The following is a 13,338-nucleotide window of genomic DNA, read 5'->3' as shown; positions in this document are numbered from 1 at the left end:
ATGCTGTGGTTTGCAATCGTTGTGCAGATCTTGCTGGTCTGCGTGATGGTGTGGATGTTCTGGCCGCTGATGCTGTCAGCCAGTGTTGGCGTAACGTGTGCGGCACTGTTGTGGAAGGCATTGCAGCGTAAGCTGGTTGATGGTTCGGCAGGCCGCATGGTCGCTCGCATGTCAGTCATGCTGCTGGGCTGGAGTGTTGCTGTGGGCGTGCTGCTCTGGATCCCGACCTCGGCCTATGACCCGACGCTGCTTGGCATGGTGGGGGCGGCAACCGCAGGCGTGCTGGCTTTTGTCGGCGTGTGGTTACTGGGGCAAATATTCACCAGTGCACGGCAATGGTTGCGGAAACAATCAGCAAATGACCGCCTGCCTGCCGAAGGCTGGTGGATTGCTGGTGGTGTTGGCAGCATTGCCGCTTTCTTTGCGGTGCTGCTGCTGTCACCGAATATGGCGGGCTGGATGGCTTGGCGCGAACAATTGCTGGGTTACCCCACTGTGCAACTGCGTATCCCTTTGGCCGCTGCGCACTCTCCTGCGCAGAGCTTGCAGCAGCGCAAGGTGCTGGAGGAATGGATACAGCCTTTAATGGTACAAGGCAACCGCTCCATTGACCGCTACTCGCGGGGCAAACATGGCACCAACCACTATCACGCGGTGGTGCCATCGCGTTATCGCTGGCAGGGCGATGTCCTTGAGGTTGTCTTGGGCGGTCATATGCGCAGGGACAAGCTGGATATGTATGTGCAGCGCTGGCAGGGGCAGCAGCAAGGTCAGGATCACGAAAAGGAGCTGATGGCAATGCTCGGTTGGTGGCCCATGGCGCAGGCCGAGTGCAAGCAGCAGTTGCAAAGCGATAGCCTTCATGCGGTGCTGGGCCTGACCCGTGCGCAGCTCAATACCATGCGCAGCTGCACGCAAGAACGTATGGCGGTATGGGCCGAAAGTGCCGTATTGCTGGCAGGCAAAGTGGGCACCATCGACATGCAGGTCCTGCCTCGTTTCAGTCCCTGGCGTTGGGGGGAGGCATGGAAGACGGTGGACCTGCTGGAGAAGGCAGGAAAAGCTGATGCTCCGTAGTGTCAGGCGTCCGTTTCAAGCTGTGGTGCCTGCGGAGCGGGACAGCGGCCTGGGATAGACCTCGCGCACGCAATCCAGCCAGGCTTGCGCCGCGCGTGAGAGATGGCCTGGACGCCACATGAGCATCACGTCCCATCCCATCTCGGGGCCTATCAGGGGGCGGCTGGCCACGCGTTGGGGATCGTACTTGGCAATCACGTGTTCAAACATCACTGCCACGCCAATGTCTGCTGCAACCAGGTCGCCGATGAAATCCCAATAGCGACTTTGCAACCTGACCTGCGGCGTAAAGCCCACCTCTGCGCATCGTTCCAGTACGGCTTCATGCAAAGCGAAGTCATTGGTGTAAAGCAAGAAGGGTAGCGCGGCCAAGTCGCGCCACTGCACGGGTGCATGCTCGTTGGTGACACGGCTTTTGGCCATGACAACACGGGTTTTTTGGTGGGTGATGGTGTAGGTTTGCAACTGCGCATCAGGGGCGTTGAACAGGCCCAGCGCCATGTCGAGCTTGCCCTCGTGCACCAGCTGGCGCTGGGCACGTGCGCCAGATTCCTGAACGTGCAGTGTGACCCCCGGGTAGCGTTGCTGAAACAGCGCAATGACGGGGGCCATATAGTGGCCTGCGGTTGGCATGATGCCCACGCTGAGTTCACCACGCGCAATACCATCCACCTCTGCCACTTCCTGGCGTAGCAGCTTGGCTTGTGCCAGTAGCTGCAAGCCGCGCTCATATACCACCTGGCCAGCATCAGTGAGCTGCACACCACGCCCTTCACGCAGCAGCAAGGGGCCGCCCAGCTCGTCTTCCAGTTGCTTGACCATCTTGCTGATGGTGGGTTGGGTCACGTGTACGGTTTCCGCGGCCCGTGTAAAGCTGTTCGCACGGACGACTTCGACGAAATAGCGCAGTGCTCGCAGGTCCATGGAATTCCTTTTACGAATGGCTCTAATGTGAATTATTCATTTTATGAATCAAAGGGTAAACCCTAGACTTCAAGTCCTATGGCATCCCAGGTTCCTTCTGTCTCATTGCTCACCGTTCTCCGCAGTTGGCACAGCTTTCAGCACTGCTTCAAAGTGGTGTTGCAGGTTGGCATGCTCAGCGCGATCTGGGTGAGCATGGATGTGGCTCGCCAGCATTTTGGCTGGGGGATGCCCGCAGGCTTGCTGGGCTTTGCACTATTGGCCTCAGGCCTGTTCACTGGGGTGGTGAAAGCCAAATGGTTGCAGGGCGGCACCAACTGGCTGCTGGCCGAAATGCTGCTGTTCTTTGTACCCGCGGTGCTCGTGGTGACTGAGTATCCTGAACTGATTGCCCATCAAGGCTTGCGCATTCTGGCGGTGATTGTCAGCAGCACTGTATGTGTGATGGTGGCAACTGCTTGGGCGGTAGACCGTGTTTACCGGCTGGAACTGTGGCTGGCGCGTCGTCGTTCTTCCCGAACAAGGGGCTAGCATGCTGTCCAATGAAGCCATCGGAGCGCTGTCATTGCTGGTCACAGTTGCTTGCTACGCGGTCAACAAACGCTTGTACCGCAAGTACCCCTCGCCGTGGTTGATGCCTATTTTGGCTACACCGGTGGTTCTGATCGCATTGGTGCTTCTCAGTCATGTGACTTATCCGCAGTACATTGCACAAACACGCTGGCTGGCCTGGTTACTGGGCCCCACCACAGTGGCTTTTGCACTGCCGTTATATGAGCATCGAGGCATGTTGAAAAAACATTGCTTGTCGATTGCCACAGGCGTTTTGGTGGCAAGTACCGTCTCAATCACCACCACAGTTTGGTTTGCCGGAGCCTTTGGCTTGAATGAAGAGCTGCAAAAAGGTTTGGCGGTACGTTCCATCACCACGCCGTTTGCCATTGAGGCTGAGCGAGTGCTGGGTGGCCCCACCGATCTGGCGGCCTTGTTTGTGGTGATGACAGGTATCACCGGCATGCTCGTGGGTGAGGTGCTGTTGCGTGTGTTGCCGCATGTGCGCAGCAAGATGGCAACCGGAGCTATTTTGGGTGGGGCGGCACACGGCACGGGTGTGGCCAAGGCGCGTCAGTTTGGCGATGTTCAGGCCGTTGTGGCCTCGCTGGTGATGATGATTGCCGGTGCAGTGAATGTGCTGGCAGCGCCGTGGGTGCGCATGGTGTTTTTCTAAAAAAGACGACGAACGGTCATGGCTTGGTAAACAAGCAACAGCAACAACAAGAGATAAAAAACGGCCTTGGTAAACACCAAGGCCGTTTTTGATGGTTTATGCAGCGCGCAAAGCGGGTGGATGGTTCTGCATGCTGCCTGTTTTCAGGTAGCGGCGGTGCCAGTCATAGGCCTCATCCAGCAGGTGAGGAGTGTGCTTGCCTGGTGCATCGCGCAGGGCGCGTTCCAGGTAATCGGTCATTGCATCCTTGAAGTCGGGGTGCACGCATTTCTCGATGATCAGCCGTGCCCGTTGCACAGGCGCCAGGCCGCGAAGGTCCGCCAGACCTTGCTCCGTCACGATGATTTGCACATCGTGTTCGGTGTGATCCACGTGCGACACCATCGGAACGATGCAACTGATCTTTCCTCCTTTGGCGACCGACGGTGTCATGAAGATCGACAGATAGGCGTTGCGTGCGAAGTCGCCACTACCGCCAATGCCATTCATGATGGAGGAACCCATGACATGGGTGCTGTTGACGTTGCCGTACATATCGGCCTCGATCAGCGCGTTCATGGAAATCAGCCCCATGCGGCGAATCAGCTCAGGGTGGTTGGAGATTTCCTGCGGGCGCAAGATGATGCGCTGGCGATAGAAGTCGATATTGGCCAGGAAGCGTTCCATGGCTTCGGGGCTGAGTGCCAGCGAAGTGGTGGAAGCGGTGTCGAGCTTGCCGGACTCGAGCATGTCCAGCATGCCGTCCTGAAGCACTTCGGTATAGGCGTTCAGGTGGTCAAACGGGCCGTTGTTCAGGCCTGCCAGCACGGCATTGGCAATATTGCCCACACCCGATTGCAGCGGCAGCAGCTCCGGCGGCAGGCGGCCAACTTTTACTTCGTGCTGCAAGAATTCGATGATGTTGGCTGCAATGCGCTGAGAGTCTGTGTCGGCTGGGCTGAATGCGGGCAGTTTGTCGCGCTGTGCAGTTGGCACCACCGCAATCACTTTGCTCAGATCGCAATGCAGGTACGGATCGCCGATGCGGTCAAACGGGTGTTCCATGGGAATGGGCTTGCGTTTGGGCGGCACGGCTGCTCCGTAGTAGATGTCGTGCATGCCTTCCAGCTCGGCCGGCTGGGCGCTGTTGACTTCCAGAATGATCTTGTCAGCCTGCTCCAGCCATGTCTTGTTGTTGCCCACGGAGGTGGATGGGATCAAGCGCCCATCAGGCAGGATACCCGCCACTTCGATGACCGCGACATCCAGATGGCCCAGAAAGCCGAACCATACGTACTGCGCCACATGCGAGAGGTGGATGTCCACGTATTGCATGCGTCCGTTGTTGATCTCGGCGCGCACGGTCGGGTCAGACTGGTAGGGCAAGCGGCGTTCAATGCCTCGCACTTTGGCCAGCGCACCGTCCAGTTCGGCCGATGTGGATGCACCTGTCCAAAGACTGATGCGGAACTGCTCGCCCTCCGCGTTTTTCGCTTCAATGCGCTTGGCTAGCGCCTGCGGGACAGCTTTGGGAGCTCCTGCCGGTGTGAAGCCGCTCATCCCGAGCGTCATGCCCGATTGAATGAGGCTCGCAGCTTGGTCTGCCGTCATGATGCGCTCGCGCAGCGCAGTACACAAAACACGGTCTGCAGGCGAGGCCGCTGTAAAACTTGTTTGCATAATCTTGTCCCCCTGTGAAACTGTCTTTCAAACAGCGTTCTTTTGTCTTTTTCCGGGTTCAACCCTAGGTGCCAACCCTCAGTTGAACACAGCGAATGGAGCAAGGCCAGCGTTCTTGATCAGGGAAAATGCCGATACCGAATCTTGAAAAAATCTGAATAAAGCGGCTTTAACCTGTGGATTTTTCGAGTTTTTTCCATGCCACTTGTGCACAAGCAGAGGATCGGTCTGCGCTGACACCTCTTTGCGACGACAGCAAGCAAAATTGTCTCCATGGCTTTTGCACTCTCTCATACCAAAGAACACTTGGCCGCTTTGCTACGGCCCATTCAGCCTGTTGTGGATGCCGTCAAACTATGGATGAACGCTGACGGCCTTCGCATGAGTGCGGCAATGACTTTTTACGGCTTGCTCAGCCTGTCACCATTGGTGCTTCTGATTGTGGGCTTGCTCGGCTGGTGGATGGACCGCAGCGTGGTGGAGAGCACATTGCTGGCGCAAGTGCAGGATGTGATGGGTGAGCGTGGTGCCAGCGTGGTGCAAGGCGCACTGGCCAGTGCCCAGGCTCCTGCGGAGGGACGCCTTGCATCCATCGTGGCATTTGTGTTGCTGCTTTCAGGGGCAACCGGCGTGTTTGTCGAGTTGCAAAATGCGCTCGACAAACTGTGGCAGTTCGGTCGTGATGAGCCGCCACCAGCGCAAAAAGCTTGGTGGAAGCTGGCGACCTTGCGCTTGCGTGGCCTGGCCTATGTGTTGATCGTCGGTTTTCTAATGCTGGTGACCATGGTGTTATCCACGGCGATCAAGATGTTCACGCAGCTGGCTGGCAGCTTGCTGAATATGGCGCCACCCAGCGTGGTGGTCAGTGTGATCAATGAGAGCGTGTCATTCATGGTCATCACCGTCCTGTTTGTGGGTTTGATGCGCATCGGTACGGGCAGCAAGCCGCGCTTGCGCCATCTGGTGTGCGGTGCGCTGGTGTCATCGGTGCTGTTTCTGCTTAGCAAGCAGGCCTTGGCCTGGTACCTATCAACGGCAGCCGTGGTGTCCGCCTATGGGGCGGCGGGCTCACTGGTTGTGGTGCTGATGTGGATTTATGTCACCTCTGCCATCTTGCTGCTCGGGGCCAGCTTCGCCAAAGCGCTGGATATGGGGAGCGCCCAAACTCCGGCAGCAGCCGCTGAGGAGGTCAAAGGGAAGGCGGCTGTGCCCCGCAGTGTTGGCGGTCAGGCCAGTCAGCAGTGGCCTGAAATTTAGAGCTTGCACATGGGGCAAACGCCGGAGTACGGCATTCAGGCTCGGTTCAAGGTGGCGTCAATTTCCGCAAGCAGTTTGAGGGCCGCAGCATGGGTGCCGTTGGGCAAACGGTTTGTCCATTCGTGCTCTGCCAGAGGGTGCACGCTGCAGTTGCTGGGCAAGGTGGCTTCGGCATCCAGGAGCGCATGCAGACGCGGCATGAATACCCATTGCAGCCATTCTTCGATCTGCAGGGTATCGTACATAAAAGGCATGACTGAAGCCATGGCCTCCTCGGAAGGGGGCAGTGTGCTCCATAGCGAAGCCGCACGCAATTCGGCTTCCAGTTGTTGCAGCTGTTGACGCAGGATGGTGGAGGTATCGCTCATAGCAGCAGATTTTGCGCTTTCCGATATTCCCTGGCAGGGCTGCGTTGTTATGCCGTGCAGGTATTGGCGCAATAGCGCTGGCCTGCCTGGCAAGGCAACCGAGTAGCTTGGCTAGCCGACACAGCTTCACTATCAGGAGTAGATAGACCTAAGGTTTTCCCTTGGCGGCGGTCAACTGCGTTACTCCCGGCGAGCCTAAATGCTCGGGGTTTGCCCGAAAAGTTCTGCACAGCGGAATTTCCTGCTGGTTATTTCCTTGTCCAGCCCCTAGTCTGGACTGGCTGCAGCTTGCGAAGGCTGTGTCAAAACAGACAAGGAGACGGGGATGCATGACAACACCAGTACGTGCCGCACCGCTGTGCGACACGACCCAGCTTGCAGGAGGGTGTGATGGACGCTTTGCTGCAACAAGTGCTCAACGGGCTGACTCTGGGCGGAATTTATGGTCTGGTGGCGCTGGGCCTGACTTTGGTTTACGGCATCTTGCACGTGCCCAATTTTGCGCACGGTGCGTTTTACATGATCGGTGCGTTTGTGGCTTTTCATGCCATGAATGCGTGGGGCATGGGTTACTGGCTGGCCATGCTCACGGCAGCAGCTGTGGTCGCGCTGATGGCAGTGATCAGTGAACGGCTGGTGTTCAACCCGCTGCGCAATGCCACAGGGATTCACCCCATGATTGCGGCCATCGGTGTGCTCCTGTTTCTGGAGGCTGCGGCGCAAGCAATCTGGGGGGCGGATTTCCAGCGCATGCAAACCCCCTACACCAGCATCATTGATCTGGGCGGCGTGACAGCGCCCGCACAGCGCTTGCTGATCATTGGCGCAGCCTTTGCACTGATGGTTGCGCTGCACCTGTTCCTCACGCGCACCGTGATGGGCTCGACCATCATTGCCATGGCGCAAAACCGCGATGGCGCATCGATTGTGGGCATTGATGCCAACCGGGTGGCCATGCTGACCTTTGCCATCTCTGGCGTGCTGGCTGCTGTGGCCGCCACGCTGTATGCCCCCATCAACTTGGTCTATCCGGCCATGGGGCATCTGGTGATTACCAAAGCCTTTGTGATCATTATCCTGGGCGGTATGGGCAGTATTCCGGGAGCGATTGTGGGCGGGCTGATCATCGGTTTTGCCGAGAGCTTTGGCGCCTACTACGTCTCTACCGATTACAAGGACATCATCGCTTTTGTGCTGCTGGTAGTGATTCTGTCGATGCGTCCTGAGGGCTTGTTTGCGAAGAGGGGGCGCTGAGATGAAAGGCTTTATCGATAGCAAGCTGGCCTGGGGTCTGCTTTTGGCGGCCAGCCTGGTGTTCCCCTGGATCACGGGCAACGATTACCACCTCACGGTGATGAGCACGGCCTATATTTTTGCCATTGCCACGCTGGGCCTGAATCTCATCACCGGCTACACCGGCCAGCTCAATCTGGCGCACGCAGGCTTTATGGCGGTGGGCGCGTACACCGTAGGCATTTTGACGGTGGACCACGGCTGGAGCTTCTGGACTGCCTTCCCCATGGCTGGCGTTGTGAGTGCCTTTCTGGGCTACTTTGTGGGCATTGTTTCATTGCGCCTCAAGGGCCACTTTTTCTCGATCTTCACGCTGTGCGTGGGCTACATCATGTTTTTGCTGATCGAGAAGTGGGAGGGGCTGACGCACGGCACGGTGGGCATCATGGGCATTCCCGCTCCAGAAGCGATTGGATCGGTGTCCTTCGAGTCGCCTCTGGCGCTGTATTACCTGATGCTGTTTTTCTTGGTGATTGCGGTGTGGGCCATGCGCCGCATCGTCAAGTCCTTGCTGGGGCGCACCTTCATCGCCATCCGCAACAGCGATGAGCTGGCGGAGGCACTGGGCATCAACCTGATGCGCAACAAGACGCTGGCGTTCATGCTCAGCGTCTTCTACGCCGGCATGGCTGGTGGTTTGTATGCGGGTTTTGTGCGTTTTATCGGACCTGATATTGCGGGCACTCACCACACGTTCGACATGATGATTTTCATGATCGTGGGTGGCCTGGGGACGGTGCTGGGGCCGTTGCTGGGGGCGATTGGCATGCCGTGGCTGACGCAGTCGCTGCAGTTCCTGCAGGAGTACCGTTTCATCGTGTTCGGTCCCATTCTGGTGGCTCTGGTGATCTTCTTGCCGCACGGCATTGTGGGGAGTTTTTTGGCGTGGCGTGCACGCCGCGCAGCCAAGGAGGGCAAGCCGCATGCTCAAGATTGAAAAGCTCACCAAAAAGTTTGGTGGACTGGCTGCCGTCAATGACGTCAGCACCGTGATTGAGGAGGGCAAGATCAACGCCATCATCGGCCCCAACGGTGCAGGCAAGACCACCTTCTTCAATCTGATCAGCTCCATGCACAAACCCACCAGCGGAACAATCACGTTCAATGGCCAGGACGTGACATCGCTGCGCCCCGATCAGGTGGCCAAACTGGGTATTGCGCGCACGTTTCAATTGACCGCCTTGTTTGACAAGGCATCGGTGCTGGACAACCTGATCGTTGGGCACCGCCTGCGCACGCACTCCGGTTTGTGGGATGTGCTGCGCGGCTCCAGCCGCCTGCGCGAAGAAGAGCGGGTGTGCCGGGAAAAAGCGCGCGATGCACTGGACTTTGTCGGCCTGTCGCACATTGCGCACCGTCTGGCCGGTGACATCACGCAGGAAGAGCGCAAGCGTGTGGCGTTTGCGCTGGCGCTTGCCACCGACCCCAAGCTGCTGCTGCTCGATGAACCTGCGGGCGGCGTGAACCCGGAAGAGACAGAAGGTCTCGCACAGCTGATCCGCAAGTTTGTGCAGCACGGCATGACGGTGGCGCTGATCGAGCACAAGATGGGAATGATCATGAGCCTGGCCGACAGGATTCTGGTGCTGAGTTACGGCGAAAAAATTGCAGAAGGTACACCCGAAGAGATTCGCCGCAACCCGGCGGTGATCGACGCGTATCTGGGGAGCGAGCATGCTGAAGTTTGACAAGGTATCGCTGAAGTACGGCAGCTTTCTGGCGCTCGATCAGGTCAGCCTGCATGCGGATAAAGGTGAACTGGTGGTGCTGCTGGGTGCGAATGGTGCGGGCAAAAGCTCGTTGTTTCTGACAGCCAGTGGCATCCACAAGGCAGCCGGTGGATCCATTACCTGGGAAGGCAGGGAGCTGGTGGGCAGCAAGCCTTCTTCCATCGTGCAGTCGGGCGTGGTGCAGTGCCCGGAAGGGCGCAAACTGTTTCCGCAGATGAGCGTGCAGAAAAACCTGGAGCTTGGTGCCTATGTGCACCGCAACGATACCGGGCCGAGCAAGCAGATCCTCGAAGAGGTGTATGCGCTGTTTCCGATTCTGCGCGATAAGAAGGATGACCCCGCAGGTTCGCTCTCCGGCGGTCAGCAGCAGATGGTGGCAATTGGCCGGGCCATGATGGGACGCCCCAAAGTACTGCTGCTCGATGAGCCTTCGCTGGGCTTGGCGCCCTTGGTGATCAAGCAGATGTTTGAAGTGATTCAGCGAATCAACCAAAGTGGCACCACGGTGCTGCTGGCTGAGCAAAACGCTTTTGCGGCGCTGAAGATTGCCCACCGTGCCTATGTGCTGGAAAGCGGCCATATCGTGCGTGAAGGCAAGCCGCAGGAGCTGCTCGCGGATGACTCGATTCGCAAGGCTTATATAGGGGCGTGATGCCTCCGCACATGATTTTCACTGCGCGCTCACGCGTAGTTTTTTCGGTACTGCAGCGCTAGACAAACACCATATACAAGGAGACAACCATGCGTGCATTTTCTCGACTCAATCGCCGCCAGCTGACAGGGCTGGCACTGGCTTGCGCAGCCACCTGGGCAGTGCCGGTGATGGCGCAGGACGTGGTCAAAATTGGCTACTCGGGGCCGCTGTCAGGCGGTGCCGCGCAGTATGGAAAGAATGCGCTTGACGGCATGCTGCTGGCTGCTGATGAGCTCAATGCAGCCAACCTGGAAATCGGTGGCAAAAAGGTGAAGTTTGAAATCGTCCCGCTGGACGATAAATACAACCCCGCGGAGACTGCCATCAATGCGCAGCGCCTGGTGCAACAGCACAAAACCCCCGCTGTTCTGGTGCCGCACTCTGGCGGTATTTTTGCACTGCAAACCACCAATGAGCGCAACAACTTCATTGTGCTGGCCTATAGCTCTGTGCCGCAGATCACCAACCGTGGCAACAAGCTGACTTTGCGTATTCCGCCGGAGTTCACCACCTATATCGAACCCTTCTCCAAGTACCTGATGGAGCGATACGGCAAGAAAGTCGCCATGGTGGGCGCTGACCATGACTATGGCAAGGCATGGGCTGCCGCATTCAAGCCAGGATGGGAAAAGCTGGGCGGTACGGTGGTGGCCGAAAACCCCATGAGCTACAACCGCGCCACCGATTTCTACAGCGGTGTCAGCAAGGCCTTGGCGGCCAAGCCTGATGTGCTGTTTGTAGGCGGTGCTTCGGAGCCAACCGCACTGGTCATCAAGCAGGCGCGCGAACTGGGGTTCAAAGGTGGCTTTTTGGTCATGGACCAGGCCAAGCTTGATGAAATGGCTCGCGTGGTGGGTGGCATGGGCCCGCTAGAAGGTGCGATTGGCGTGCTTCCTGTGTCGGCAGACCCATCGCCGGTGAACAAGTCCTTCATTGATCGCTTTGGCAAGAAGTTTGCCGGTCGCGTGCCTGGCTCGGAAGCATTGTGGAACTACACGGCCGTGCATGCCACCGTCAAGGCGATGCAGTTGGCAGGCTCGGTCACCGATGCCAAGGCGATTCATGCCAAGCTCGATGAGGGCTACAAAGGATTGTCGGCAGAGGTGAATCCCGGTGGTGTTCTGGGGGTGGATGCTGCTGGCGGCACGCTGACGACGGAGCGCGGCGGTGCGGTCAAGGATGGCCAGATCATCGTGGTGAAAACCAGCAAGTAATTAGTGTGCCTACTGATCGGTAAGTGTGTAAAAGCGCAGCTTTGCCAGGCTGCGCTTTTTATCTACGACAGGGTAGATAAACATCATGCAGATGTTTGAAATGACAGTGGTTTGATACTTTGAGCATCTGAGGAAGAAGGTCTTCAGCGCTCGCAGCATCTTCAGCGAGTCGCTCAAATCAGGCTGGCACCACCATCCAGAACCAGGGCTTGGCCCGTCATGTGGCGTGATGCATCAGAGGCCAGATACACCGCAGCGCCTTTCAAGTCTTCTTCGCCACCAATGCGGCGCAGTGGGGCACGGGCGATGAGCTGGTCTCCAAGCTTGTCGATCAGACCGCTGGCTAGCTTGCTGGGGAAGAATCCCGGGCAGATGGAGTTGACGCGAATGCCGTAGTGTCCCCATTCAGAGGCCAAGGTGCGTGCCAGATGTACCGCAGCGGCTTTGGAGGTGTTGTAGGCCACGGTATTCATGCCGGGTGGCGTGCCCTTGAGCGCGGCAACAGAGGCGGTGATGATGACGTTGCCTGCACCTTTGGGAATCATCACGCGGCGAGCCACTTCACGGGTCAGGAAGAAGGGCGCAGAAACATTCAGGTTCATCACCTTGTGCCAGGCTTCATCCGGATACTCCTCGGCCTTGGCCCCCCAGGTTGCTCCGGCGTTGTTGACCAGAATGTCGATGGTGCCCAGTTGCGCAAGAACGTCATCGACCAGCCCAGGAATGGCATCGAACTTCTGCAGATCATTGGTGAAGGTGTGCACCTTGATGCCCAGCTTTTCCAGGTGAGCTTTGGCCTCGGCCAGTTCATCGGATTTGCGCGCAGTGATGGCTAGCCTGGCTCCCATTTCCCCCAGGGCTTCGGCCATTTGCAGGCCCAGGCCTCGGGAGCCTCCGGTGATCAAGGCCGTTTTTCCCGAAAGATCGAACAGTTGTTTGACACTCATGCTTTTTGTCTCCTGGATGGTGGTGGAAAAGCCGATCCGCGTGGCGGAATGCTCAAGTGACCATGCTAGGTTTGAACGGCAAAGATGGCTGTCGTCTTGGCTACTGCAAAGGCTCGGGATTACGCTTGGTAGATCGCTTGCTGAAGGCGGCGCACCATGCGTTCCAGCTCCGGCTTGGCCCGCTGCATCAACATGTCGGCAGAGATGAGTCGTGCAGGGCCGCCACAGCTGATGGCCATCAGCGGCAAGCCTCGGCCGGGTGAGAAGGCCAGCGCAATCGCGTTGACATGGGGCAGCCAGTCCCCAAAGGATGTGGTCAGCCAGGGGTGCGCACGGTCATGGTGCTGAGGCCACTGCGTTTGCTGTTGCACGGCATCAGCCCACTGGTCTGGGGCATGGGCCTGTAGATAGTCCAGCGCCTGTTGGCGTTCCGGCAGTGGGCATGCGGCTAGCCAGGCGCGGCCAATAGCGGTGGTGCCCAGGGGCAGGCGAGTGCCTATGTCCAGATCCGAGTCCATGGGCTGCGGGCTGGGACAATGCTCCACATAGACCATGTTGTGCCTGTCTCTTGTGGCCAGAGCCACTTCACACTGCGTCAGTTCGGCCAGCCTGTGCATCAGTGGACGGGCCAGCTTGCGAACATCCATGCCGGACAGCATGGCACTGCCCAGTGCCAGGGTGGCAGTGCCCAGCCGGTATTTACCTTCTTCGGGGACATGGATGAGGTAGCCCAGCGTGGTCAGCGTATAGGTCAGGCGCGAAACTGTGGATTTGGGGAGCTTGCAGCGTTTGGCAATGTCCTGATTGCCCAAAAGCTTTTCCCCTGAGCGAAAGCATGAGAGCACATCCAGACCGCGTGCAAGGGCGATGACGTAGTTGCGATCCAGCGGTTGAGGGGTTGGGGCAGAGACAAAGGTTGCAGGCATGCTGCAGATTATGGAAATGCC

Annotated in this window: 14 protein-coding genes; 9 read left to right on the top strand and 5 right to left on the bottom strand. The window is 58.0% G+C overall.

What is annotated here, in order from left to right; translation table 11 throughout:
- Entirely contained in the window at positions 1-1,077 is a 1,077-nt protein-coding gene (locus QEP11_RS08155) for a hypothetical protein (RefSeq protein ID WP_284336140.1), read from the top strand.
- A 15-nt stretch (positions 1,078-1,092) separates the two neighbouring features.
- On the opposite strand, the gene QEP11_RS08150 is transcribed toward QEP11_RS08155, so the two are convergent.
- Positions 1,093-2,001 carry a LysR family transcriptional regulator gene (locus tag QEP11_RS08150; protein WP_284336139.1) on the bottom strand — a complete coding sequence of 303 codons (909 nt, stop codon included), beginning with the start codon at positions 1,999-2,001 and terminating at the stop codon, positions 1,093-1,095.
- 171 nt (positions 2,002-2,172) lie between these two features.
- Here QEP11_RS08150 and QEP11_RS08145 point away from each other — a divergent pair, with 171 nt between their 5' ends.
- Positions 2,173-2,532, top strand: a complete 360-nt coding sequence (locus tag QEP11_RS08145; RefSeq protein WP_284336138.1) for a CidA/LrgA family protein — start codon at positions 2,173-2,175, stop codon at positions 2,530-2,532.
- A gap of 1 nt (position 2,533) precedes the next feature.
- Positions 2,534-3,229, top strand: a complete 696-nt coding sequence (locus tag QEP11_RS08140; RefSeq protein ID WP_284336137.1) for an LrgB family protein — start codon at positions 2,534-2,536, stop codon at positions 3,227-3,229.
- 96 nt (positions 3,230-3,325) lie between these two features.
- Here the strand turns inward: QEP11_RS08140 and QEP11_RS08135 are convergent, their stop codons facing one another.
- On the bottom strand, positions 3,326-4,888 hold the full coding sequence (locus QEP11_RS08135) for an acetyl-CoA hydrolase/transferase family protein (protein WP_284336136.1): 1,563 nt from the start codon (positions 4,886-4,888) through the stop codon (positions 3,326-3,328).
- 273 nt (positions 4,889-5,161) lie between these two features.
- Here QEP11_RS08135 and QEP11_RS08130 point away from each other — a divergent pair, with 273 nt between their 5' ends.
- Positions 5,162-6,145 carry a YihY/virulence factor BrkB family protein gene (locus tag QEP11_RS08130; protein WP_284336135.1) on the top strand — a complete coding sequence of 328 codons (984 nt, stop codon included), beginning with the start codon at positions 5,162-5,164 and terminating at the stop codon, positions 6,143-6,145.
- A 35-nt stretch (positions 6,146-6,180) separates the two neighbouring features.
- Here QEP11_RS08130 and QEP11_RS08125 read toward each other — a convergent pair whose 3' ends face one another.
- A complete protein-coding gene (locus tag QEP11_RS08125; RefSeq protein WP_284336134.1) occupies positions 6,181-6,513 on the bottom strand; it encodes a YqcC family protein in 333 nt (110 codons plus the stop codon).
- A 390-nt stretch (positions 6,514-6,903) separates the two neighbouring features.
- Here QEP11_RS08125 and QEP11_RS08120 point away from each other — a divergent pair, with 390 nt between their 5' ends.
- The 5 genes from QEP11_RS08120 (at position 6,904) to QEP11_RS08100 (ending at position 11,444) form a co-directional block, all read left to right on the top strand.
- The gene (locus QEP11_RS08120; protein WP_284336133.1) at positions 6,904-7,767 is read left to right on the top strand and encodes a branched-chain amino acid ABC transporter permease; all 864 of its coding nucleotides are present in this window, start codon (positions 6,904-6,906) and stop codon (positions 7,765-7,767) included.
- Between the two features lies 1 nt (position 7,768).
- Positions 7,769-8,743, top strand: coding sequence for a branched-chain amino acid ABC transporter permease (locus QEP11_RS08115; protein ID WP_284336132.1), 975 nt, complete (start codon positions 7,769-7,771; stop codon positions 8,741-8,743).
- Complete coding sequence (locus tag QEP11_RS08110) at positions 8,730-9,494, top strand: ABC transporter ATP-binding protein (protein ID WP_284336131.1); 765 nt, start codon at positions 8,730-8,732, stop codon at positions 9,492-9,494. The genes QEP11_RS08115 and QEP11_RS08110 overlap by 14 nt, the downstream gene beginning before the upstream one ends.
- Complete coding sequence (locus QEP11_RS08105) at positions 9,481-10,188, top strand: ABC transporter ATP-binding protein (protein ID WP_284336130.1); 708 nt, start codon at positions 9,481-9,483, stop codon at positions 10,186-10,188. Before QEP11_RS08110 ends, QEP11_RS08105 begins: the two co-directional genes overlap by 14 nt.
- An 89-nt stretch (positions 10,189-10,277) precedes the next feature.
- Positions 10,278-11,444 (top strand): ABC transporter substrate-binding protein, encoded by a 1,167-nt coding sequence (locus tag QEP11_RS08100; RefSeq protein ID WP_284336129.1) that lies wholly within the window; start codon positions 10,278-10,280, stop codon positions 11,442-11,444.
- A gap of 173 nt (positions 11,445-11,617) precedes the next feature.
- On the opposite strand, the gene QEP11_RS08095 is transcribed toward QEP11_RS08100, so the two are convergent.
- Both QEP11_RS08095 and QEP11_RS08090 read right to left on the bottom strand, forming a co-directional pair.
- Complete coding sequence (locus QEP11_RS08095) at positions 11,618-12,391, bottom strand: SDR family oxidoreductase (protein WP_284336128.1); 774 nt, start codon at positions 12,389-12,391, stop codon at positions 11,618-11,620.
- Between the two features lie 119 nt (positions 12,392-12,510).
- Complete coding sequence (locus tag QEP11_RS08090; RefSeq protein ID WP_284336127.1) at positions 12,511-13,317, bottom strand: IclR family transcriptional regulator; 807 nt, start codon at positions 13,315-13,317, stop codon at positions 12,511-12,513.
- Between the last annotated feature and the right edge of the window lie 21 nt (positions 13,318-13,338).

The organism is Comamonas halotolerans, from assembly GCF_030162935.1.
Taxonomy (GTDB): domain Bacteria; phylum Pseudomonadota; class Gammaproteobacteria; order Burkholderiales; family Burkholderiaceae_C; genus Comamonas; species Comamonas halotolerans.
This window is presented reverse-complemented; position numbering and strand designations above follow the sequence as displayed.